The sequence below is a fragment of the Hyphomicrobium sp. 01T421 genome (assembly GCF_056398805.1).
This window is the reverse complement of record NZ_JBFTQC010000003.1, coordinates 139,493-162,890: the sequence shown is the minus strand read 5'-3', so window position 1 is coordinate 162,890 and position 23,398 is coordinate 139,493. Positions and strand designations below refer to the sequence as shown.

20 protein-coding genes are annotated in these 23,398 nt (G+C 61.0%); 7 read left to right on the top strand and 13 right to left on the bottom strand.

Features of this window, described 5'->3' with window-relative positions; genetic code table 11:
- Window positions 1–11: 11 nt before the first annotated feature.
- The 6 genes from tkt to AC1DK3_RS17705 form a co-directional block, all read right to left on the bottom strand.
- Window positions 12–2,024, bottom strand: coding sequence for a transketolase (gene tkt, locus AC1DK3_RS17730; protein WP_477193572.1), 2,013 nt, complete (start codon window positions 2,022–2,024; stop codon window positions 12–14).
- Window positions 2,025–2,178: 154 nt separating this feature from the next.
- Entirely contained in the window at window positions 2,179–4,044 is a 1,866-nt protein-coding gene (locus AC1DK3_RS17725) for a monovalent cation:proton antiporter-2 (CPA2) family protein (protein WP_477193571.1), read from the bottom strand.
- Window positions 4,045–4,288: 244 nt separating this feature from the next.
- Complete coding sequence (locus tag AC1DK3_RS17720) at window positions 4,289–4,891, bottom strand: PQQ-dependent catabolism-associated CXXCW motif protein (protein WP_477193570.1); 603 nt, start codon at window positions 4,889–4,891, stop codon at window positions 4,289–4,291.
- A 113-nt stretch (window positions 4,892–5,004) separates the two neighbouring features.
- Complete coding sequence (locus AC1DK3_RS17715; protein ID WP_477193569.1) at window positions 5,005–5,925, bottom strand: substrate-binding domain-containing protein; 921 nt, start codon at window positions 5,923–5,925, stop codon at window positions 5,005–5,007.
- A gap of 183 nt (window positions 5,926–6,108) precedes the next feature.
- Complete coding sequence (locus AC1DK3_RS17710) at window positions 6,109–6,996, bottom strand: c-type cytochrome, methanol metabolism-related (RefSeq protein ID WP_477193568.1); 888 nt, start codon at window positions 6,994–6,996, stop codon at window positions 6,109–6,111.
- Window positions 6,997–7,270: 274 nt separating this feature from the next.
- A complete protein-coding gene (locus AC1DK3_RS17705; protein ID WP_477193567.1) occupies window positions 7,271–9,091 on the bottom strand; it encodes a methanol/ethanol family PQQ-dependent dehydrogenase in 1,821 nt (606 codons plus the stop codon).
- Between the two features lie 445 nt (window positions 9,092–9,536).
- Between AC1DK3_RS17705 and AC1DK3_RS17700 the strand changes: the two genes are divergently transcribed.
- Complete coding sequence (locus AC1DK3_RS17700; protein WP_477193566.1) at window positions 9,537–10,505, top strand: quinoprotein relay system zinc metallohydrolase 2; 969 nt, start codon at window positions 9,537–9,539, stop codon at window positions 10,503–10,505.
- Window positions 10,506–10,658: 153 nt separating this feature from the next.
- Here AC1DK3_RS17700 and AC1DK3_RS17695 read toward each other — a convergent pair whose 3' ends face one another.
- The 4 genes from AC1DK3_RS17695 to AC1DK3_RS17680 all read right to left on the bottom strand — a co-directional run bounded on the left by AC1DK3_RS17695 (window position 10,659) and on the right by AC1DK3_RS17680 (window position 13,473).
- Window positions 10,659–11,030 (bottom strand): hypothetical protein, encoded by a 372-nt coding sequence (locus AC1DK3_RS17695; protein WP_477193565.1) that lies wholly within the window; start codon window positions 11,028–11,030, stop codon window positions 10,659–10,661.
- A complete protein-coding gene (locus AC1DK3_RS17690; RefSeq protein WP_477193564.1) occupies window positions 11,027–11,716 on the bottom strand; it encodes a hypothetical protein in 690 nt (229 codons plus the stop codon). Before AC1DK3_RS17690 ends, AC1DK3_RS17695 begins: the two co-directional genes overlap by 4 nt.
- 238 nt (window positions 11,717–11,954) lie before the next feature.
- Window positions 11,955–12,884: a YVTN family beta-propeller repeat protein gene (locus AC1DK3_RS17685; protein WP_477193751.1), complete on the bottom strand. Its 930-nt coding sequence runs from the start codon at window positions 12,882–12,884 to the stop codon at window positions 11,955–11,957.
- 46 nt (window positions 12,885–12,930) lie between these two features.
- On the bottom strand, window positions 12,931–13,473 hold the full coding sequence (locus tag AC1DK3_RS17680; RefSeq protein WP_477193563.1) for an SRPBCC family protein: 543 nt from the start codon (window positions 13,471–13,473) through the stop codon (window positions 12,931–12,933).
- 224 nt (window positions 13,474–13,697) lie between these two features.
- Between AC1DK3_RS17680 and AC1DK3_RS17675 the strand changes: the two genes are divergently transcribed.
- The 5 genes from AC1DK3_RS17675 to AC1DK3_RS17655 all read left to right on the top strand — a co-directional run bounded on the left by AC1DK3_RS17675 (window position 13,698) and on the right by AC1DK3_RS17655 (window position 18,689).
- Window positions 13,698–14,981 carry a formylmethanofuran dehydrogenase gene (locus tag AC1DK3_RS17675; protein WP_477193562.1) on the top strand — a complete coding sequence of 428 codons (1,284 nt, stop codon included), beginning with the start codon at window positions 13,698–13,700 and terminating at the stop codon, window positions 14,979–14,981.
- A gap of 19 nt (window positions 14,982–15,000) precedes the next feature.
- Window positions 15,001–16,665: a formylmethanofuran dehydrogenase subunit A gene (locus tag AC1DK3_RS17670; protein ID WP_477193561.1), complete on the top strand. Its 1,665-nt coding sequence runs from the start codon at window positions 15,001–15,003 to the stop codon at window positions 16,663–16,665.
- Window positions 16,662–17,567, top strand: coding sequence for a formylmethanofuran--tetrahydromethanopterin N-formyltransferase (gene fhcD, locus AC1DK3_RS17665; protein WP_477193560.1), 906 nt, complete (start codon window positions 16,662–16,664; stop codon window positions 17,565–17,567). Before AC1DK3_RS17670 ends, fhcD begins: the two co-directional genes overlap by 4 nt.
- Complete coding sequence (locus AC1DK3_RS17660) at window positions 17,567–18,379, top strand: formylmethanofuran dehydrogenase subunit C (RefSeq protein ID WP_477193559.1); 813 nt, start codon at window positions 17,567–17,569, stop codon at window positions 18,377–18,379. The genes fhcD and AC1DK3_RS17660 overlap by 1 nt, the downstream gene beginning before the upstream one ends.
- A 109-nt stretch (window positions 18,380–18,488) precedes the next feature.
- The gene (locus AC1DK3_RS17655; protein ID WP_339083930.1) at window positions 18,489–18,689 is read left to right on the top strand and encodes a hypothetical protein; all 201 of its coding nucleotides are present in this window, start codon (window positions 18,489–18,491) and stop codon (window positions 18,687–18,689) included.
- Between the two features lie 20 nt (window positions 18,690–18,709).
- Here the strand turns inward: AC1DK3_RS17655 and AC1DK3_RS17650 are convergent, their stop codons facing one another.
- The 3 genes from AC1DK3_RS17650 to AC1DK3_RS17640 form a co-directional block, all read right to left on the bottom strand.
- Window positions 18,710–19,453: a DUF1194 domain-containing protein gene (locus tag AC1DK3_RS17650; protein ID WP_477193750.1), complete on the bottom strand. Its 744-nt coding sequence runs from the start codon at window positions 19,451–19,453 to the stop codon at window positions 18,710–18,712.
- 169 nt (window positions 19,454–19,622) lie between these two features.
- Window positions 19,623–20,906: an O-antigen ligase family protein gene (locus tag AC1DK3_RS17645; protein WP_477193558.1), complete on the bottom strand. Its 1,284-nt coding sequence runs from the start codon at window positions 20,904–20,906 to the stop codon at window positions 19,623–19,625.
- On the bottom strand, window positions 20,896–22,401 hold the full coding sequence (locus tag AC1DK3_RS17640) for an undecaprenyl-phosphate glucose phosphotransferase (protein WP_477193557.1): 1,506 nt from the start codon (window positions 22,399–22,401) through the stop codon (window positions 20,896–20,898). Before AC1DK3_RS17640 ends, AC1DK3_RS17645 begins: the two co-directional genes overlap by 11 nt.
- Before the next feature lie 391 nt (window positions 22,402–22,792).
- Here AC1DK3_RS17640 and AC1DK3_RS17635 point away from each other — a divergent pair, with 391 nt between their 5' ends.
- On the top strand, window positions 22,793–23,194 hold the full coding sequence (locus AC1DK3_RS17635; protein WP_477193556.1) for a hypothetical protein: 402 nt from the start codon (window positions 22,793–22,795) through the stop codon (window positions 23,192–23,194).
- Window positions 23,195–23,398: the final 204 nt, after the last annotated feature.

Below are 23,398 nucleotides of genomic sequence, written 5' to 3'. Positions count from 1 at the left end.
TTGTCAGCGCGTCATGCGGATTTCGAAATGGCGCCGCGCGCCGCTTTTACGACGTGCGAAGCGGTGATGCCGAAATGCTCATAGAGCTTGCCGGCAGGCGCCGACGCGCCGAAACCGCGCATGCCGATGAAGACGTCGGACGGATTGCGAAGCCATTCGTACCACGACTGCGCGGTGCCCGCCTCGACTGCAATCCGCGGCACGTCGCCGAGGACTTCACGTTGATAGGCCTCAGACTGAGCGCGGAAGAGCTCGAACGACGGCATCGAGACGACGGCGGCCTTGATGCCATCCTTCGCCAGCGCAGCAGCCGCTTCGACCGCGAGGCCAACCTCGGAGCCGGTCGCGAGCAACGTCACGTCGCGCTTGCCTTCCGGGGCCTTCAAAACGTACGCGCCCTTCGCGCTGAGGTTTTCAGCGCCATCCGCGCGCAGATTTGGAACCGCTTGCCGCGACAGGGCCAGAACCGACGGCGCCGCTTCGGACGCAATCGCAAGCTCCCAGCACTCTGCCGTTTCGACGCCATCAGCCGGACGAAATACATTCACGTTCGGGATCGCGCGAAGCGAACTCAGGGTCTCTACGGGCTGATGCGTCGGACCGTCTTCACCAAGGCCGATGGAGTCGTGCGTCAGCACGTAAAGCACGCGCTGCTGCATCAAAGCCGAGAGACGAATGGAAGGACGGCAGTAATCCGCGAAGACGAGGAACGTCCCGCCGTACGGAATGAACGACCCCGAGAGCGCGAGCCCATTCATCGCGGCGGCCATGCCGTGCTCGCGCACGCCGTAGTGGATGTAATTGCCCGAGAAATTTTCGGGCGTAACCGAGTTGTGGTGCTTCGTCCGCGTGCCGTTCGATCCCGAGAGGTCAGCGGATCCACCGATCAATTCCGGCAGAACCGGCACGAGCCGTTCGATCGTCAACTGTGACCAGACACGCGTCGCGCGTTTGGCGGTATCGCTCGTGAAAGCGGTCTTCGCCTCGGCGATCGCCTTCGCAACGATCGCTTTCGTATCGCGTCCCGCGATCAAGGCGTTCGCTTCCGGGCTCGCAGCGGATACGCGCTTTGCCCACTCGCCGCGAAGCTGCTCGTGCGCACGGCCGACACCGCGCCAAGCGGCGAGGATGTGATCGGGAACCTCGAACGGCCCATATGGCCAACCGAGCTTCTCGCGCGTATTCTTGATCTCCTCGGCGCCAAGCGGTTCGCCGTGAGCCGACGATTTACCGGCCTTGTTCGGCGAGCCGTATCCGATCTGCGTCTTGCAGGCGATGAGCCACGGCTTCGACGGATCGGCCTTGGCCGCTTTGATCGCCGCCGAGACGGCCGCCGCATCGTGGCCGTCCACCTTCGCCGTGTTCCAGCCAGACGCCTCGAAGCGCTTCACTTCACTGTCGGAGACCGAGAGGCTCGTCGCGCCGTCGATGGTGATCGAGTTATCGTCCCAGAGCACGATCAGCTTGCCGAGCTTCAGATGCCCCGCGAGCGAAATGGCTTCCTGGCTGATGCCCTCCATCAGGCATCCGTCACCGGCGATGACGTACGTATGATAGTCGATGAGATCCGCGCCGACGCGCGCCGCGAGCAAGCGTTCCGACAGAGCCATGCCGACCGCATTGGCGAGACCCTGACCGAGGGGACCCGTCGTCGTCTCAATTCCGGGAGCGTGGCCATATTCGGGATGCCCCGCGGTCTTCGAACCGAATTGACGGAAGTTCTTGATCTCCTCGATCGTCATGCCGGGGTAGCCGGTCAGATAGAGGAGTGAATAGAGAAGCATCGACCCGTGACCGGCCGACAGGACAAATCGATCGCGGTTCGGCCATTCCGGCGCACTCGCATCGAACTTCAGCGCTTCGGTGAACAAAACGGTCGCGACATCGGCCATGCCCATGGGCATCCCGGGATGACCGGAATTGGCCGCCTGAACGGCATCCATCGCCAGGGCGCGGATGGCGTTGGCCATTTCCCCGAGGCTTGCTGCCGGCGCCGTGTCGGCCTTGATCTGGGCTTTACTCATTCTATTGGTGGATCCGTTTTCATGAGCGCCGCTGGCGCCGCCGTGAGGTCGAGGGGACATTTACCGGGGGATTACGGCCCCGTCTACCGCAGCGAGACCCGTGGTGCACGGCAAAAACCGGCCCTCCGGACCCATTCCCGTAGGGGACCAAGTGTCACGCTAAGGGGTCGATGCTGTCTGCCTTGGCCTTGGCGTCACGGGAACCTTTGCCCTCACGCTGGCCCTTCTCGGTGTGGGCGAGCTTTGCCTCTTCGACCTCGTCCTCGCGAAAAAGCTTGTCGAGCATCGCCTGCGACGTGCGCGCCCGCTCCAGAAGCTTCTCGACGTCTGACGACAACTTGTAGTCTTCGTTGAGACGTCGCTCGTCATGATCCCGGAAGGTCTTGACGATGCGGCTCGCCACCCGGTCGGAATACCCGAGACCCAGCATCAACGAGCGCGTCAGGTCCAAAGACGCCAAAAAAGTCTCGCGGCGGATCGCTGCAACGCCGAGGTCGAGCAACCGATACGCGTGCATGCGGTCGCGCGCACGCGCGTAGATCGGCACGTGCGGATACTGCTTCTTGACGTATTCCGCCGCGCGCATTGACGCTTCGACATCATCGATCGCGAGAACGAACGCTCGCGCCTTGTCCATCTGCGCAGCCTCCAGCACCTCAGGCCGGCTGGCATCGCCGAAGAAGGCCTTATTGCCGAAGCGTCTGACGAAGTCGACCTGCTCCACGCTGATGTCGAGCGCCGTGAAAGGAATGCCCTTCGCGCGCAGCACGCGGGCCGTGATCTGCCCAAAGCGTCCGAACCCCGCGATCACGACGTGTCCGTCGTTTTCCGGCAACGTATCGAAGGGGCGCGTCGGCGCCTTCGCTTTCGCCGAAAGCCTGCGGTCGAGCAGCAGCAGCACCGGCGTCATCGCCATCGACAAAGTGACGACGACCGCGAGAATTTGCGATGGCTGACCGCCGAGAACGCCGGCCGCCTGCCCGACCGACAGCAGCACGAACGCAAACTCGCCGCCTTGCGACAGGGCAAACGCCAACCGGCGAGCGGGTCCGGCCTCAAGTCCCTGCCAGCGACCGAGCAGGAACAGGATTATCGCCTTGACGACGATCAGCGTCAGCGTCAGCGATATGATCAGCACCGGCTCGGCGACCAGAAGTCCGAGATTCAGCGACATGCCGATCGCCGTGAAGAAGATCCCGAGCAGCAGGCCTTCGAAAGGCGCTATGTCCGCCTCGAGCTCATGGCGGTAGCTGCTCTCGGCAAGCAGAGCACCCGCGATAAAGGCTCCGAGCGACGCCGACAGGCCGACGGCTTCCATGATCAGCGTGACGCCGACGACCGTCAGAAGCGCGGCCGCCGTCATGGCCTCCTTCACGCGCGACAACGCGACGAGACGCAAAAAGCCATCGAGCACGTAACGCCCGACGACGACGACCAGAACGATTGTCCCGAGACCCTTGGCGAAAGCAAAGTAATCGATCACCGGCGCCGCCTTGGCAGCCGTCACCGCGAAATAGGGCGCAAGCGCAATCAGCGGAATGGCGGCGAGGTCCTGGAACAGAAGCACCGAGAAACCGAGCCGGCCGTGGCGGGTCGAAAGTTCGTTGTTCTCTTCGAGCACCTGCAAAGCAAAGGCCGTCGATGAAAGCGCTAGAGCCGCGCCCGCAAACAGCGAAGGCTGCCACTGGCTTCCGAAAAACAGCATGCCAACGAACGCGAGAGCGATCGAGGTGATCGCCACCTGCAATGTGCCGATACCGAAGATGGACTGGCGCATGGCCCACAGTCGCTTGGGGCGCAGCTCCAATCCGATCAAAAACAGCAGCAGAACGACGCCGAATTCCGCAAAGTGCAAAACTTGCTGCGCGTCATGCTCCGAGAACAGCCGCCCGACACCATACGGCCCGAGGAGAACGCCCGCGACCAGATATCCAAGAACTGCTGCGATACCGAAAAATCGCGCGAGCGGCGCGGCTAGCGCCAAGGCGGCCAGAAGGATCGCCAGTTCGTTAAGTGTCACTCTATCCCCGCTTCTCTGGCTGAGAGATTGCGTTCTGCGCGAAATCTACACTGCGCTGCGCAATACACCACCCCGTCGCCTCGTATAACAACCCGCAACCGGATCGCACCCGAAGCCGTTAACATCCGATCCACCTCGAAACGGTGGCGCCGAGGTGGCGACCAGTGCGACACATTGCGATCAAATTGAACTTCACGGCGCCGGCGACCGCGCAGCGAGAGCAAGCCTCAGCGCTGCTCGAAGCTCAAGGCAATGGGTGAGCGTCGACGACGAGGCCGCCGGCTTCCTGCCAGCCGTCGCTGCCGTCGCGATACCAGTCGACGTTCGTATATCCGTAGCTCAAAGCGCGCTTTGCGGCGTTCCAGCTCATCCAGCAATTCTTCAGACAGAAAAAGACGAGCGGTTTCGTCTTATCGCCCTTCGTCAGCGTCTCGAGGTTGCGTTGGAAATAGGCGGCAGTCTCCGCCGACAGAACGCCGTAGCCGACATTCGGAAGCCATACGGCGTCTTCGATTGTCATGTGAGACGCGTCCCGCCAGATCGTACCGGCAGGCAGGCCCTCGGGTTTCGGCGCATGCGGATAGACGTCGATGAAAACCGCCGTCTTCGCAGTCCAGATCTTCATTGCCTCGCTGTCGGACAGCACCGTCGCGCCTTTGAGCGTCAGTGGAACGGGCTTGCGATAATTGTCCGTCCGGTAGGACTGAGGCTCAGGCGGCGCCTCGCCGATGGGTGCAGGACCGGAAACATCTTCTTCCGCTGACACGGCGAGGGTGCCTGCAATCGGCATCAAAAGCGCTGCAGTAACGATAAACGCGACGATCATGAGCGCGCGGGGCAGAAGCATCTTTGGCGGGAAACTTTCAAATTGCCCGAGTAAGGAAAGTAAGGGAGTAAGAGCTAAAACGGTCGGGAAGCGGCGAAAAAATCCGCCGCTTCCGAGTTCGCGTCTCGCGTCTTTTAAGGCGTAGTCGGCGCTGGAGCCGGCTCAGCCGAAGCCGACGTTCGGGGCTTTGTGATCATCTCTGTCGACGTATCGTCATCGACCAACAGCGGCACGCCGTAATCGAGCAGCACCTTATCGATATCGCCCTGCCGTTTGCGAATGACGTCGTTGAGCTGGCGCTTCCAGGCATCGTCGCCGTTGCGCACGCCCATCGTAATGCGGAATGCGATTCTGGCTGCACCGGTGTCTTTGACAAGAGGAACGACAACGAGCGGTTCGCCGTCGCGCGACGCCCAGTAAGCAGCGATCGGCCCCCACAAAATTCCAGCGTCGACTTCACCCTTGCGAATGTCGTTGATCATGTCTTCAGCGGGATTTGCGTAGCGGCGATCGACCATCAGCGGGTAGCCGTGCACGTTGGACATCAGCCCATACTTTGCAGCGAGCGTTGCCCCTGCCGAGGCCTGCTGAGCGCCGATTCTCTTGCCCTGGAGGCGAGGATCGGCGAGCGAGTCGACGCCGTCGAGGCCGGTGCCCTTCTTGTAGATGAGAGCCGACGTCGAACGATAGATCGCGTTCGTGTTCAGCACCATGTCATCGCCCTGACCCCATCCGATGACGAGATCGCATCGTTTGGCGCCAAGTGTCATGCGAACGAAGCCCGTTGCCTTGGGAAACCAAGTATAGACGACCGGAAGCTTCAGCTCCTCGCCGATGATGTTGGCGATCTTGTTTTCAAAGCCCTCCCCCTTGTCGTTCGAGAACGGGAGATCGGCCGGATCGGCGCAAACGCGAAGCTGTTGCCTGTTGACCAGATCCGCTTTGGGCACATCGGCGGCGTTTGAACGAACGGGAAAAGCAAATATCGAAACGGTAATTCCCAGAGCCAATGCAGGCGCTGAAAAGAATGAAACGCTGAGCGCTTGTTTCCTCACGTTGATAACCTTTTTGTTATAGCGGCGTGAACGTCGCGGCTCCCGATATGGAGGGGGGGCACGTCGCAATCGCGACCCGCCCCCCTGAACCTTCAATAACCGAATTTACTGTCAGCCCGGAGCGACGCCGACGCGCTCCAGACTAACAATTATATGATGAGGACTGGACGAAATTCCAGATCGTCAGCCCGTGCATTCTTCCGCAGCCTTTTTGGCTTCGGGCGAGATATCTTCACGGCCATTCGGACGGCCGGCAGGCATGCCTGTCTTGCTGTCGGTCGCGTTCAGGGAACGTGCCTTGATGTACGTGTAGATATCGTCGATGTAGCACATGATGTTCTTGTCTTCGCCGAACGCCGGCATGACGTATTCCGTACCGGCGCGGTTGACGACGCGGCCACTGGAGACCGTCGCGATGAACGTATTGTAATCCATCGTCTTCAGGCTGTCCGCGAGCGATGGAGCGAAGGTGCTGCCGAGAGCATTCGGGCCATGGCAGACGTGGCAGGCGTCGTGATACCGGCGGAAGCCGTTCCAAGTGCCCCAGTCGACCGTGTAATCCTTCGTGACAACCGGCACGGGATCGCCGTCCTTGTTGCGATAACGGCCATCTTCAAACTTGATGCCCTCGCTCTTGGCGAGTTCGCTGACCGGATTCGGAAAGACGGCATCGCCATCAGGCTTACGCGATCCAGCGGGGGCTTCCTCCGCGGGAGCGGCAGCATCGGCGGCGGGAGCAGCAGGTGCTGCAGCGGGTGCGGCTTGCGCGACCTGCTCGGATTGAGCTGGGGCCGGTGCGGCCGGCGCTTCTGCCTTCTTCTCGGGCTCGGCTGCGGGCGCCGGAGCAGCTGATTCCGTCTCAGCGGGCTTCGCTGGTTCGGCGGCTGGCGTCGCGGCAGCTTCAGGCTTGGCTTCCGGAGCCGGAGCCGGAGCGGCTTCGGTTGTCGCAGCTGGTGCGGGTGTCGAAGCGGCAGCCTTCTCTTCGGTCTTGTTCTGCTCCTGGCAAGCGGCAGCTCCGGCTGCGGCACAGGCCACCAGCACGAAGGCCAGTCTCTTACTGAACTTGTTCACGATGTTCCTCTTCATCCTGTCGTTTGAATTGCGTGGGTCACCACCGCACTGACCGTTCCTAAATCCATTCTAGAGAGATCATGGATGGTGAGCCGCCGTTCGCCGAACGCTTCCCGCTTTTTGCGCCGCGTTCCAGCGCGAAAGAATATCGCCACTTGTCGCGCCGTTCTTTTGAAAAGACAGGGTATCGGGTTGGTTGGCTGATGCGTGGCCGGACGGCAAAGAGCCGGCGCAGGTTTCCCTGCACCGGCTCCCATAATTCTAGGCGCGTGTCCTATGGGAGAGCGAACACGGTGAGCGAGCCACCAAGGTTCGTGTACTCCGAGAGGCCAGCGTAGCCACCGACGGCACCGAGACCATCAGTCGGGTTCGTCAAGCCAGCAGCAAGACCGATACCGGCCCAACCACCAACGCCCGAGAACACGCCAACGTACTGCTTACCGCCGTGGCTGTAAGTCATAGCGTTGCCGATGATGCCCGACGGCGTCTTGAACTTGAAGAGCTCCTTGCCATCCTTCTGGTCGACGGCTTTGAAGTAGCCCTCGAGCGTGCCGTAGAAGGCAACGCCGCCAGCGGTGGTCAGAGCGCCCGACCATACCGAGAACTGCTCAGGCTTCGACCATACGATCTTGCCCTTTGTGCCGTCCCAGGCAATGAAGTTACCCATACGCTTCGGTTCATCCGGACCCGGGAACATGGAGAGCGTGGCGCCAACGTAAGGCTGACCAGCCGTATACGAAACCTTGAAGGGTTCGTAGTCCATGCAAACGTGGTTGGTCGGAACATAGAACAAGCCGGTCAGCTTCGAGAACGAAGCCGGCTGCTGGTCCTTGGAGCCGAGAGCTGCAGGGCAAACGCCCTTCGTGTTGAAGTCTGCGCCGTTCTTGAACGTCGAGTACTTCGCAACGCGGATCGGACGGCCGTAGTCCTTGGAGGACTTGTCCATGTCGATGCCGGTTGCCCAGTTCGTGGCAAGGTCATACTTCTCAGCGACGAGAAGCTCACCCGTTGCACGATCCCAGGTATAGCCGAAGCCGTTACGGTCGAAGTGAGTTGCCGTTTTACGCTTCGCGCCATCGAAATCGAGTTCAGCAAGGATCGGCTCGTTGATGCCGTCATAGTCCCACTCGTCGAACGGCGTCATCTGGTATGCCCACTTGGCCACACCGGTGTCGACGTCACGAGCGAACATGGTCATCGACCACTTCTGGTCGATCGGCTTGCCATCCGGTCCCGCGCGCTGTGCAGGGTTCCAGGTAGATGGGTTGCCGGTGCCGTAGTAGATCAGGTTGAGTTCAGGATCGAAGGCCATGTAGCCCCAGGTCGAACCGCCACCGATCTTCCACTGATCGCCGTTCCAGGTCTTGAGCGAGGAGTCCTTGCCGACCGGCTTGCCGAGCGACATGGTCTTCTCAGCATCAACGAGGATGTCAGAATCCGGGCCCATCGAGTAGGCGCGCCAGACCTTCTTGCCGCTGTTGATGTCGTAGGCAGTGAGGTGGCAACGAACGCCGAACTCAGCGCCCGAGATACCAATGATCACCTTGTCCTTCGTGACAAGCGGAGCACCTGTGCCCGTTTCGCCCTTCTTAGGATCGCCGTCGATCACCTTCCACAGTTCCTTACCCGTCTTCGCGTCGAGAGCGACGAGAGCGGTGTCGGCCTGATGGAGGAAGATCTTGCCTTCGGCATACTGCACGCCGCGGTTAACCGTGTCACAGCACATCACGGGGATGACCGAGGGGTCCTGCTTCGGCGTATACTTCCAGATGATCTTCTGTTCGTCGGCGAGGTTCAAAGCGAACACAATGTTCGGGAACGCCGAGTGAAGGTACATCGTGTCACCGATCACGAGCGGGCCGCCTTCGTGACCACGAAGAACGCCCGTCGAGAACGTCCACGCCACTTTCAGCTGACCAACGTTTTCAGTGTTGATCTGGTCCAGGGCCGAATACCGCGTACCGGCATAATCGCCGGACTGCTGGGCCCAGTTATTCGGATCGCTCGACAACTTAGACACGTCATCGTTCGCCCAGACGGGCGCCGAGAACGCGGCTGTTGCGAGCAAACCGTATGCGAATGCACTTTTGCGCATCGCGCTTCCTCCATTTTGAGAAAAGTCTTGCCACGCTTGCAAGTCGAACTCGAGGACTGCCGATATCTCCGGGCTCCGATCTCAGGAATTGCGGGATTTTCTCCCGTCTTTGCCCCGTCGGAGAAGGAGTGCTTCACGAAACCGTGTAGGAACCGGTAGTCCTCGTGAACGAGGCGCATGTAGACACTTTTTTTTTGAGCCCGCAACACGAAGTGCGACGATCATTCCGCTGCGGCAAATTAGGACAATACCTCTGACCCAAATTATCCCTTTGTTCACGGGAAGAAGTTGCAGTGCACAAAAAATGCTGCGGTGCACGTCTAGTTGTTATCGACGGGTAAAAATTGGGCGCAGTGATTACGAATTTGCGCACTTTCGAGAAAAGTCGCTGACCAAACATGATTTAAGACCATCGATGTTGCACGATTTCAGAGGTCTGGCCTGAATGTCCAAAATTTCGCCTTTGAATGCAAAACCTTCCCGGAAAGAGTTCCTGCGCGGTGTGACCTTGGCGGCGCTCCTGCCGCTCCTGCCGCGCGTTTCCCAGGCCGAAGCCGAGCGAATCGGCGTCATAGAGATCGCCCCCGGAGTTTTCGTTCACGTCGGCAAATATGAATTGGTTAACAAGGAAAACCGCGGAAATATTTCAAATGCCGTCTGCATTGTCGGCAGTTCGGCCGTCGCCGTGATCGACACGAGCGGCTCCTACGCGGCCGGTAAGGATCTTCATGAGGCCATCTCGAAGATCACTGAGACGCCCGTTCGCTATGTCATCAACACCCACATGCATCCCGACCATGTTCTGGGAAACGCCGCCTTCAAGTCGGTGGGGTGCGAGTTCGTTGGCCACCACAAGCTTCCCGCAGCTCTCTATGCGCGCAAGGACAGCTATCTGACGAACACTCGTCAGCGCATCGCAGATGAAGCTTTTGCAGGCACCGAAATCATTCCGCCGAGCTTGCTCGTGACAGACACGCTCGACCTCGATCTCGGCGGCCGGACACTGACCCTCAAGGCGCGCCCCACGGCGCACACCGACAACGACCTGACGATCTTCGATTCAGCAACCGGCACATTTTTTCTCGGCGATCTTCTTTTCTCAAATCACGTTCCGACGCTCGACGGTTCGCTCGTAGGGTGGATCAATCTCATTCCAGCACTGATGCAAGAAAAAGCCGATCGCGCCGTTCCCGGCCACGGACCGGACGCGATGCCCTGGCCCGATGCGATCAAGCCCGTGGAACGCTATCTGAAAGTTCTGGCGAGCGACGTTCGCAAGATGATCAAGGACGGCAACACGATCGAGCAAGCCGTCGCGACGGCCGGACAGTCGGAGCGGGGCAACTGGGCGTTGTTCGACGAGCATCACCCGCGCAACGTCACCGCCGCCTTCACCGAACTCGAATGGGAATGATGTCCAGGTGGCCCGTACCCGGCGGCCGGCTCCGCGTCAGCGGAGTCGCCGGATGCAAAAAAAGTAAAAATCTTCAGTCGCCCGGCTCAAGCATCAGCTAATCGCGCCGGGCGGCCGGCTCCCCGGAGGGGAGTCGCCCGGCGCAACATAAAGTCAGAAGCAGCGCAACTCACCTTCGACTTGCGCGCGCCGCAGATTTTTCACCTTTTCCTGGAATTCCGGCGCGTGCGTCCAGGCGACGTTTTCTCCGCCTTTCAGGCCGACGGACAACAACGTCTCCGCCTCCTCATATTCGGCGTACGGCAAGATGGCCGCGATTTCATCGATCGAGCACGAGCACTTGTCGAGGTTGGTGCGGTTCTGGCCGTTGACCGCCATGCACGCATAAACGTAATCGGCGCGCGCCGTTGTTGGATAATCGTTGGCCGGTAATTCCTGCGCCGCGACGCGCGACCCCACAGCGGAAATCAGAACAGCCGCCACGAAAAGCCCGCTGAATGCCAGGCTCGAGAAGCCCTTTGTCATTTTACCTCTCCTACACCTTCAAGCGTCGTCGTCTCTTCCAGCGTCGGCGAGTTCTTGTCCGTATTGTTGTACTCGGCGGTCATCTTCGCGAAGTAACCGGGGATCTTGTCCGACAGCGCTATCGTAAACGTCGCGCCCTCGAAACCCCTCATCTTTGCGCGCGCCGGGTCGTTCGCGAACGGCGTCGCGGTTACGCGATATCCTTCGACCGTCTGGCCCTTATAGACGATCGTTGCCGGAGCAATCGTTGCGCCGTCGCCGAGATACCGGCTGAAGATGCCCTTGAGATAAGCACTATCCCCACCTGCCAGTTCGCGGAAATGCGCAACCGAATTGTCGAGATAGATGACGAGCATCGGATTGCCGTCCATGTCGGTGATCCGTTGCGGCTCGCGGGCTCTATCCCCCGAGTACATCTTGACCAGAACGTTCTTTTTGCCGGGCGCGCCGTCGCTTTCGACCTTCACGACAATGTCATCGGTGTAGCCCTCACCGAGGGCCTTCGGATTGGAAGGCTTGCGCTCGAACTTGTAGACGAGTTCGGTCCCCGGAGCGATCGCAGCAATGTGCGGCCGGTCGAATAGGATCTCGGTCGGCTTCGGTGTCTCGGCCGCAACGCTTGCGGCACTCAGGCAAGTGATCGCGAACGCCGCAAGACCGGCTTTGCGGAAGGGAAAATTGAACATTGGGGGCGATCCTCCAGATCGTCTATGCGAAACTTTTTTCCCGGCTGTGTAGCGGGACAACGGCAGCTTGACCAGAAGCGTTGCGAATTTCAGTCAATGACCCGGGCCACGGACCGAATGCAAGGCATTCCGAAGGATGCCGGAAGATCGGAAAGTCTCAACTTACAAGGCAGTAACCCGGACGTTTATCGCCCAACGCCACCCAGGCCGTCATCGGACAGCTGTCAACGCCAAGCCTTTATCGTATGAATTTGCCGAACGCCCGAGGCCCGGTGCCGACCGCGACCTTGCCCGTTACGGCGAGACTTTGGGAATCGATGCGCAGAAGAACGTCGTCGCCCCAGCACGCCACATAGACGTTCGCTCCGTCCGCGTCCGGCTCGATGCCTTCGGGATGATCACAAGCTTCGATCCGCTTGATGGGCTGAAGCGTCGACTGGTCGAACACGGTGACGGTCCCGCCGTACTGGTCCGTGACGAACCCCTTCCCCTGGGCCAAGGCGACCGCGTAAGGACGCCGCCCGGCCGCCACGCGCCCGATCACCTTTCTCGTGGCGATCTCGATCACGGTGACGTCGTCACTCTTGACGTTGGCGGTGAACGCCCTCTGACCGCTCGCGTCGATCGTGATGCCGAAGGGACGGCTACCGACATCGACCGACGCCAGGCGCGTACGCGTCCCGATATCGACAATTGAAACGGCGTCACTATCGCGATCGGCAGATAGGAGCAAACGTCCGTCCGGCGTCACGGCGAGCCCCGACGGAGATTGTCCGACGCCGATTTCGCCCGAAACCGAGAGCGTCCCGGCATCGACGATGATCACCTTATGCGCATACCAATCAGCCACATAGACTTCGGGCCGGGTCGGATGCGCCGCGATCCCGAGGGGCGCGCCGCCGAGAACGAGACGCCGCTTGATCGCGCGCGAAACGGCGTCGATCTCGATCAGCTCTTTTCCATCCGGTGCGGTAACGTAAGCCGTCGCCTTGTCGGGGGAAAGAGCGATGCCGGCGGGCTTGCCGCCGGCATGAATACGCCCAGTCTCTTTCATCGCCGTGAGATCGACGAACGAGACGCTATCGGAAGGTTGACCCGTTACGATCGCCTCGTGCGCAGCGACCGCCCCGCACGACCCGGCCAGCGCGAGCACGATGAGTGCTGGCAGGCAAAGACCGAGCTTTCGTCGAACCCGCGAGGCGTTCAATCGTCCCTCAGCTTCCGCCTTCGATCTTCTTCTTCAACGCCGCGAGGGTCGAGGTGTAGAGATCGGTGATCGCCTTGAGCGCAACTTCGTCGGAAAGCTCCGGCGGCGGGTCGTTAAGCATGTAGCCGCGGTAGAACGCACCCTTCCATTCGACCGTCGTCTTGTCGCCGTTCGCCGTCACAGAAATGCGCGAGGAATAATCGTTGATCGGCAGGACCTTCACGTCGACCTTGGTGATCTCGTACCCGTAAGATTTCTCCTCGGCGTCATACTTATCGAGCTGTTCCTCGACCGTGCCACCGCTCTGGAGCGTCAGCGTGCGGGTCGCACCGACGTCGTTGCCCCCCTTGCCCTCAGTCTTGGCGACGGCGGGGATCCAGCTCACATCCTGGAAATTGCCGATCACGGCCCAGACCTTATCGGCGGGCGCATTGATCTCGACGGACTCAACGACTTTCTGGCGCGACGGGCCGTGCGCCCAGGCTGCGCCGGTCAGAGACAGCGGCACGAGGCCGAAGATCGTGGCGGCGATCAGCAACCGTTTGAGCATACATTTCCTCCGGAAATTACTGGTGCGTTGGGCAGGTCCTTGGCCCGGGATCGAGCGGCGGGACAATAGGCAGGTTCATCGTCAACGGAAAGACGGCAAAATGTGTCGCATTCAATCTGTCCATTCGGCACGCTTGACCGCCCCGGTAACGTTGTTTTACCTGCGGCCGCGTGCTTTGGTCGAATCCCGCCGGTTGCGAGACCAGGGACCATGAGGAGCAGGATTTGGAATCCGAAAAGTCGAGTCACGGCGCAAACCACTATCAGAACGTCGCCTGTCCTTTTTGCGGCATTCTTTGCGACGATCTTGAGATCGGCCCTTCGAGCGAAGGGCTTAAAGTTTTAAAGAACGGCTGCGTGAAATCGGTAGCGGGCTTCGAGCGGAAGCTCGCGGAACCCTCTCCACAAGTCGACGGCAAAGATGTGTCGCTGGACGAGGCCATAGCTGCCGCGGCCCGTCTCATCCGTGAAAGCCGCCTGCCGATCTTTGGTGGCCTCGCAACCGACGTCGAAGGCGTCCGCGCGATCATGGCCCTCGCGGAGAAGGGCGGCGGCGTCGTCGACCATGCGCTGAGCGACGCCCAGTACCGCAATTTCAAAGTGCTGCAGACCTCCGGCTGGGTGATGACGACGCTCACCGAGGCGCGCAACCGCGCCGACCTCTTCATTATCGCCGGCAGCGACGTCCACAAACTTCACCCGCGCTTCTTCGAACGCATCGTCTGCAATGAAGCCTCGATGTTCTCCGATAATCCCCCGAAGCGAACGGTCGTGTTCCTCGGCGAAGGCCTCGATCAGTCTGCCGTCAAAGGCAAGCGCATCGGCGAAGTCCTGACGCTTCCGGTGAAAACCGATCGCATCGGCGAAATTCTCGATGCCATGCGCGCGCTGAACAAAGGCGCGACGATCACCGGCGACGACATCGGCGGCCTGCCGCGCGCAGCCGTCGAAGATCTTCTCGAGCGTTGCAAGGCCGCGAGCTACGGCGTCGTCGTATGGGCGCCCCCGAGCCTCAGCTTCCCCAACGCCGACTTGACGGTCCAGGCAGTCTCCGAGTTCGTCAAAGACATCAACCTGACATCGCGCTTCGCGGGTCTCGCCCTCGGCGGCAACGAAGGCGCCGTCTCGGCGGGCGCCGTTTGCGGCTGGCAGTCCGGTTTTCCGCTGCGTGTCTCGTTCGCGAGCGGCAAGCCCGACTACGATTCAGAGCGCTATGCGATGAGCCGCATGCTCTACGCCAAGGAAAGCGACCTGCTCCTGTGGCTCGCGTCGTTCACGCCTGACCTTTCTCCGCCGGACACGGATATTCCGATGATCCTGCTCGGCACGCCGTCGATCAAGCCGGCACGGACTCCGAAGGTCTATATTCCCGTCGGCACGCCCGGCATCGACCATGCGGGCATTATGGTGCGCGTCGACAACGTCGTATCGCTGCCATTGCGCAAGCTCCGGCAATCGAAACTGCCTCGCGCCGCCGACGTGCTCGAAAAAATTGAAGCTGCCCTCTAGGCCCAATACGAGACCGAGAATGCTCATCAAGCTAACTGGCGGCAAAGTCTACGACCCGGCAAACGGCGTCGACGGCGAAGTTCGCGACATCTTCATCGAGAACGGCCGCATCGTCTCTCCCGAGCCGAACGCGAAGGTCGATCAGGAATACCCTCTGCACGGCCGGGTCATCATGGCTGGCGGCATCGATCCGCATTCCCACATCGGCGGCGGCAAGATGACGATCGCCCGCATGCTGCTCCCCGAGGATCACATCGGCCATGAAGTGGCGCGCACGGAATTGACGCGCGCCGGCGTCGGCCACGCCGTCCCCTCGACGATGACGACCGGCTATCGCTACGCCGAAATGGGATACACGGCCGCTTTCGAGCCCGCGATGTTGCCCGCGAACGCCCGCCAAGCGCACATGGAGATGGGCGATACGTCGATCATCGACAAGGGCGCCTTCGTCATGCTGGGCTCCGACGATTTCTTCCTCCGCCAGCTCGCCGGCAAAGCCGATTTCGCAGCGATCAAGGATTACATCGCCTGGACGATGCACGCCGCGCAGGCAATCGCCGTCAAGGTCGTCAATCCAGGCGGCATCAGCGCTTTCAAGTTCAATCAGCGCAAGCTCGATCTCAACGAGAAGCACGTCTATTACGGCGTCACGCCGCGCGACATCATCGTGACGCTGGCCCGCGGCCTGCACGAACTCGGCGTCGTGCATCCGCTGCATATTCATGGCTGCAATCTCGGCGTACCGGGCGGCTACGAGACGACGCTTGATACGATCAAGGGCGCGGAAGGCCTGCCGATCCATCTCACGCACATTCAGTTCCACAGCTACGGCACCGAAGGCGACCTGAAGTTTTCATCCGCCGCCGCGCCGATCGCCGAAGCCGTCAACGCCAACAAGAACGTGTCGTGCGACGTCGGCCAGGTCATGTTCGGCCAAACGTGCACCGCCTCCGGCGACTCCATGCGCCAGTTCGTGAACACCCGTTCCGCCGATCCGAAGAAATGGGTCGTGATGGATATCGAATGCGACGCGGGCTGCGGTGTCGTTCCCTTCAAGTATCGCGACAAGAGCTTCGTCAACGCGCTGCAGTGGGCTATCGGCCTCGAGCTGTTCCTGCTCGTCAACGATCCGTGGCGCCTCTTCCTGACAACGGACCATCCGAACGGCGGACCGTTCACATGGTACCCGCATCTCATCCGGCTCCTGATGGACAAGGAGTTCCGCCGCGACCGGATGCAGACGATCAATCAGGACGCGCTGAAGTATTCGACGCTCGCCTCGCTCGACCGCGAATATTCGCTCTACGAAATTGCGATCATGACGCGCGCCGGCCCGGCTCGCAGCCTGGGCCTCCACGATCGCGGCCATCTGGGCGTCGGCGCCTGGGCGGACATCACCGTCTACGACGACAATCCCAATCGCGAGGCGATGTTCACGACGCCGGAACTTCTCTTCAAGAACGGCGAGCTGATCGTGCGCAACGGCAAGATCGTCAAGGTCGTCAACGGCGGAACGCACGTCATGCGCCCGTCCTACGATCCGGGCATCGAGAAGTCTTTGAAGAGCTACTTCGAAGATTATCATACGGTACGCATGGAGAACTTCCGCTTATCCGATGATGAAATCGTCAACGGCGGCCGCGGCTCGCTGATCATCCAACCGACCAGGGCACGCGCAGCATGAGCAAGACGGTCAACGGCGTCGCCATCGACGATACCTTCGCCGAAGCTTTTGGCATGAGCGGAACCGGCATCATCATCACCGCCGATACGCTGAAATGGGCCCGCATCGCCGCAACCGTCGCGACTGGCTTCGGCACGTCGGTCATCGGCTGCGGCGCTGAATGCGGTATCGACAAGGAATTGTCGCCCGACGAAACGCCCGACGGCCGCCCCGGCGTCCGCATCCTCATCTTCGGATTTTCACCGGACGCGCTCGTTCCGCAAATCCGCAACCGCATCGGTCAATGCGTGCTGACGAGCCCCGGCTCCGCTTGCTATTCCGGCCTCAAGTCGGACAAGCATATCGGCCTCGGCAAAGGCCCGCGCCTGTTCGGCGATGGCTTTCAAACGGCGAAGAAGCTTGGCGACACGCGCTACTGGCGCGTTCCCGTCATGGACGGCGAGTTCGTCGTCGAGGAAGACACGGGGCTAACGACCGACGCTGTCGGCGGCGGCAACATGCTCATCCTCGGAACGGACCGCACCGGCCTTCTCGAAACGGCTGAGGCTGCTGTTGACGCGATCGCCAAGGTCGATGACGTCATCACGCCCTTCCCCGGCGGCATCGTGCGGTCGGGCTCGAAGGTCGGCGCGAAATACGCTGGCATGTTTGCGTCGACGAACGACGCTTTCTGTCCAACGCTTCGCGGCACGGTGAAGAAGACCGAGCTGGCGCCCGACACGCTCGCGGTCCTCGAAATCGTCATTGACGGCCTGACGTCCAAAGCCGTCGCCGACGCCATGCGCGTAGGCCTCAAAGCCGTCACCGACATCGGGGCGAAGCGCGGCGTCACGCGCATTACTGCCGGCAACTACGGCGGCAAGCTCGGCCAGCATCACTATCATCTGAAGGATCTGATCTGATGAGCGGCCTCACGCTGCGCCTCAAGGCGCCCGCGAACGAGCGGATGACGCTCAAGGACATCACGCCCTCGAAGCTCGCCGCTCTGTCGTCGCATGAAATCGCACGCCTGAACGTTGGCATCGAAAAAGGCGGCGTTGCCCTCGGCGACGCGTTCGATATTTCAGGAACCCCGGGCGACGTCCTCACCATCGAGGGCGCAACGCCGACCCTCGATTTCGTCGCCTTCGGTCTCGACAGCGGCACGATCCGTGTGATCGGCGACGTTGGCCACTATGCCGGCCGCAAGATGACCGGCGGCAAACTCGAAGTTCAGGGCAGCGCAGGCTCGCATCTGGCGTCCGGCGCGACCGGCGGCATGATCCTCGTCCTGGGCAACGCCGGCGATAATCTTGGCGGCATCGTTTCCGGAGACCGCTTCGGCCTGATGGGCGGCATCACCGTCGTTGAAGGCAATATCGGCGCCCGCGCCGGCGAAAAGATGCGCAGAGGCACCGTTGTCGTCCGTGGCAAGACGGGTGTGGGTACGGGCACGCGAATGATCGGCGGCACCATCTGGGCTGAGGGCGGCCTCGGTCCGGAGCCTGGCCTGATGATGCGCCGTGGTACGCTGATCGCCCCGACCGTCGACAGCCTGCTTCCGACATTCGTCGATACCGGCAAACACGATCTCGTGATCGTACGGGTGATATCGCGCTACCTGAAAGCTGCCCTCGGTCAGCTCGCACCGAAGCCTATGCCATTGTTCGTACAGAAGATTGGCGGCGACACAGCGACGATCGGGCGGGGCGAAATCCTATTGCCCGCCGCCTGACGCGGCGTTTTGCAAACTATTTTGCAAGGAAGTGCATCTGAAACAAATCCCCGGCACCTAGCGTCAGCGTACTGTCAAGTATCGCTGACACGCAATCCGGGAATTCGCCATGCTTGCAATCGTTCTATCCGCCTGCCTTACGAACGATCCGAATGTTTGCCGCGACTACAAGATCCCGATCGATGCCAACATCGACGCGATGACGTGCATGGCCGAAGCCCCGCCGCACTTCGCGAAATGGGCCGAGGAACATCCCGGCTGGCAGGTCACCCGTTGGCGCTGTGCCCCCGCAACCGAAAATGACATCTGAACTTCCGGACGGCTAACGAGCTATCGGGCCAAGTTGGTCATCGAATAGCTGGGTGAAGCGAGCCCGCTCACCTCGATGACGAATTTTTGCCGGATGGCCCGTTCGAAATCGCTATAGCCCTGGGCAGGCAGCACGAAACTACCGGGTCCGCCCATGACGTGCTCGCGATACCACTGTTCGAGCGGAGGCGGCCCGCCCGGAACGGCTTTCGGTAACAGCGCTGAATCTTCCGGCGTATCGAGCAGGATCGGCAAACCGTTGATCGTGACACCGTTGGCCACGAGCTCGTCGCGCACGGTTTCAATCGGCTCCTCGGCGTTGCAGTTGTCGGGACCGTCTCCCGACACGTCGATGATGATGCGGGCAGCCTTCGCCGGAACTTGCGGGACGATCTTGTCGTTCGCCGACCGCAGCATGCGCGTCATGCAGGTGAACTCCCCGCCTTGCCGCTGCAGCGAACGAACCCGCTTTGCCGCCGCGAACGCATCGGCTTTGTTTGCAATCCTGATCCAAGGAATGACGAACGACGGCGTGTCCGCCCACGTGACCATCGAGAACAGGATACCGCCCGCTGATCCCCCGGTAATCGCCTCGATGACGCCGGGGTCTTCGAGCGCCTTGGCGATCCCTTCCATCTGCAGCCGGTAACGGGCGTCGTCGACGGAATTCGAGACGTCGACGGAAACGACCAGCGCCGTATCAACGGGCGGCTCCTCCTGCGCTGCCACGGTGAGACAGCCAAGCAGGAAGGCACCGGCGGCCATGAATGCGGCAATCGCCGCACGCCGCTGTTTGAGAATGCTCAAAATGGAGAGAACTCCTGGTCGACGGGCACGGCACCAGACGCCGAACCTATAGGCAATACGTAGCAAACGGATTTTTTCCCGCCAAGCCAGCGATTACCGCGAGCCGGCGGCACGAGCGTGCACACGGCTAAGCCTCGATGTCATCGGCCCGCTGTCGCAAGTCACTCGCGGCAGGAGTTGCATCCGCCAGCCCCCAAATCAATCCGGCCATAAGGAAGAAGTGACGCCAGTGATCGCTATCGATGACGAAGCCCTCGAACGCCAATCCCGCAAATGACGCGAAAGCGATCACAGCCGGTCCCTGAAGACGCGTCCTTTGCAGCGCCGTTCGAAAGCCGAGATAGAGCGTCGCCGCCACCGTCATGATGTAGATCAAACCGCCAAGCCACCCGGCATTCAGAAACTGGGTGAGATAAACGTTATGCGGTTCCTCGTGATGATAGGTATCGCGGAACGTATGCGTCCCGATCCCGAAGGGATGCTCGACGATCAGCGCACGCGCCTTTTGCTGCCCCCCGAAACGCCCGTTCGGACCCTCGTCATAACTCTGATCGAGGTTGGCGCGCTGACTGAGCAAGTCGCGGACCTGGTCGATCTGTGTTGCAACCGCAAGCGCGCTCATCAGGCCGACGAAGCCGATGATGGCGACTTTCCCGAAGCGATTGAAATCAGAGCTGCGCCGCGAACGGAAGAGAACGATGCCGATCAAGATAAAGACGGAAAATATCGTCGACACCCAGGCGCCGCGGGAAAAGCTGATGAGCAAGCCGATGACGAGCGGCAATGCAACGGCCGCCGCCATGAGCGCGTGCGTCGGCCGTCCCCGCAACATGACCCAGACGACGCTGACGATCGCAGGCGCCACCGCCGCGCCATAGACGTTCGGATCTTTGAAGGTGCCGCGCGCGCGGTCGTAGTTTGTGAAGAGGTCGTACGTCGAAGGGATGAGGCGAAAGTAACCGGCGAACGCCGCCGCAGTGGCGATGAGACAGGCGGCGACGTAGCAGACGAGCACGAGCTTCGCCCGCGGCTCTGGATCCTTCGCGACGTAACCCGCGATCCCGAACGCGCCCGTTGCGAGAAACAGCGTGACGAGCTGATGCACGAAAGCGGTCTGGAAGGTCGTGGAAAGCATCGTCCCGGCAAAGCCCAGCGCGAAGAGCGCGATCCACGCCGAATAATTGACGAATGCGGCGTTGCCGAATTTCAGCACATGCAGAACCGGCAGAACGCCGATGACCATCACCATCAAGCCGTCGGCGATCGCAGGCTCCGAGAAAACGATCGTGCTGAACATCGTCGCAATGGCGACGAGCACGCCTGCAAGCGTGCTCGCCCGGATGCTGAGCGATATCGGAGCAGCAGGAGCAAGGGGCGGCGCTGTCTCGGCTGCGTTGGCGCTAGTAGGCATTTTTCCCCGTCAGCAGCGAGACCGGCGTCATCGCAATGATGTAGAGATCGAACAGAACCGACCAGTTGTCGATGTAGTAGAGATCGTGCTCGACACGGCGGACAAGCTTCTCGTGGGTATCCGTCTCGCCGCGCCAGCCGTTGATTTGCGCCCAGCCCGTGACGCCCGGCTTCATCCGATGGCGAGCGAAATAACCCTGCACGACGTTTTCATAGAGATCCCGCTCGGCCTTGGCGCCCGTCGCGTGCGGACGAGGCCCAACGAGTGACATCTCCCCTTTCACCACATTGATGAGCTGTGGGAGTTCATCGAGGCTCGTGCGCCGGATGAAGCGGCCGACGGCCGTCACGCGCGGATCGATCCTCGTCACTTGTTTGCTGCCTGTCGCATCCTGAGCCTCGACGTACATCGAGCGGAACTTCAACACTTCGATCAGCTCGCTGTTGAAGCCATAGCGCTTCTGGCGAAAGAATACCGGACCCTTGCTATCGAGCCGCACGGCAAGCGCAACGAGCGCCATGATCGGCGAAACGAGCAGCAGCAACAGTGCTGCGAGCGCACGATCCTCGACGTTCTTGAGAACCCTGTCCCAGTCGCTCAGCGGCTTATCCATCACCGCCAGCATGGGCACCCGCCCGATGAAACTGTAGGCGCGGGAATTGAGACGGAGCTTCGAGTTCAACGCGGAAATTCGCACGTCCACTTGCAGCGTGAAAAGCTTGTACAGGATCTCCATCAGCCGTTCTTCAGCGCGCGTCGGAACGGTGACGATGAGCAAGTCGACGCCGGCGTCGCGGCAGAAATCTGTAAGCGTCTCGAATGTCCCGAGCCGCGCGATGCCGCCATAGCTTCCCGCGGCGCGTGCGTCCTGCCGGTCGTCGAATACACCGAGGATGCGCATGTGATTTGTCGGATCCGCGGAAAGCTCGCGGATGAGATCCTCCGCCTCCTTCCCGCCGCCGACGATGACCGTCCGCCGGACCAGACTTCCGGCGCGCGTCAGCCGGTCTATCGTCAACGCGGCGAGCGAGCGAACGAAGCAAAGAAACACGGCCGACAATTCCATCCACGCCGCAATCTCGCGTGGCGCGACCTCACTGTGATCGAACAGAAACGCAAAACCCGAAATTCCGAGCGCGACAGCGCCGAGCGACGTCAGCACCTTCAGGGCTTGCGAGGTGAACCCGCGAAGCGACGGAATGGAATAGGACCACTGACGGCGCAGCACGTAGACCGCCAGCATCGCAACCAATGTCGTCGCAGTAAAACTCCGCCACGATGGCTCGAAGGGGTTTCCGAGCAGGGCATTCGCGAGCGGCCACGCGACAACGATTGACACGAGATCGGCGATCGTTACCGCCAGAAGGAGTTTTGGCCGCGAAGCGCTGCCGAGCCTGTCGAAAAAGAGCGACCTGGCCCAGGCGGCCGCGCGCTCCCATCGGGGATCGGCGTTTTCGAGAATGATCTGGGAGGAGGAATTCGACTTCTGGGGCATCTGCGGAAGGGCACCTTGGAATGGAATTTAATTCCATAGAGGTGCTCCGATGACGCGATGGTAAACGTCGTCCAGTCGGGCCCGAGATTGATGAATGCAACCCGCCCTAGGGTGAACACCGGGTTGTCCGGTGTGCCGTGATGGCGCGAACCGCTAAGCCTCAACCTGCCTCAGCATATTTTGCGCCACTCGCGCTGTTCCCAGGGGAACACGCCCCGAGATACCTCCTGGTTAAAATAGGATTAACGGCGACGATGTCCCGTTCTTCCGGTCCGCAAATGCGACGCGACCCCTCGTGACGTCCCAGGTCACGACCCTGATCGAGCCCGCATTCCCCGTCCGTGTACGGCATTCAGGCCGGATGCTTTTGCTCACACTCAAGGAGAGCACCATGTCTAAAAAGCTGCTTTCTCTATTTGCCGGCGGAGCGCTCGCGCTCTCGGCGGCAGCCTGCGGCGCGGCAGCTGCGCCGATCAACCCAGGCGGCTTGTCCCATTCGACGAGCGGCCTGGAGATACAGGTCCGCTCCGGCGGAGGCGGGGGCGGGGGCGGAATGCATGGGGGGTTTGGAGGCATGCACGCCGGTCACATGATGGGCGGACCACGCTTCGCGGGCCCTTCGGGCCATCGCGAGATGGGCCGCACACACATCGCCGGCCGCCACCGGCATCACCATAACCGCTTCTTCTTTGCCGGTTACCCCTACTATTACTATGAGGACGGCTATGACGACGATTACGATGGAAGCTGCTGGTGGAGCCGTTCGCATCGGCGCTGGATCTGCGGCGACTGACGACTGAAACTCGTAATCAAGTCATCACGATAGACCCTCAACACCCACGTTTGTTGAGGGTCTTTTCATGATTTTTATGAGCCCGGGCATCCGAGCAATACGGAGGGCTATTGAAACGGAACGTCCACGATGACATCAATCGTGGAGCATGCGCTAATCAATGCTCAACCATCTTCAGACTACGCTGCCCTCTCTCATTTCCGC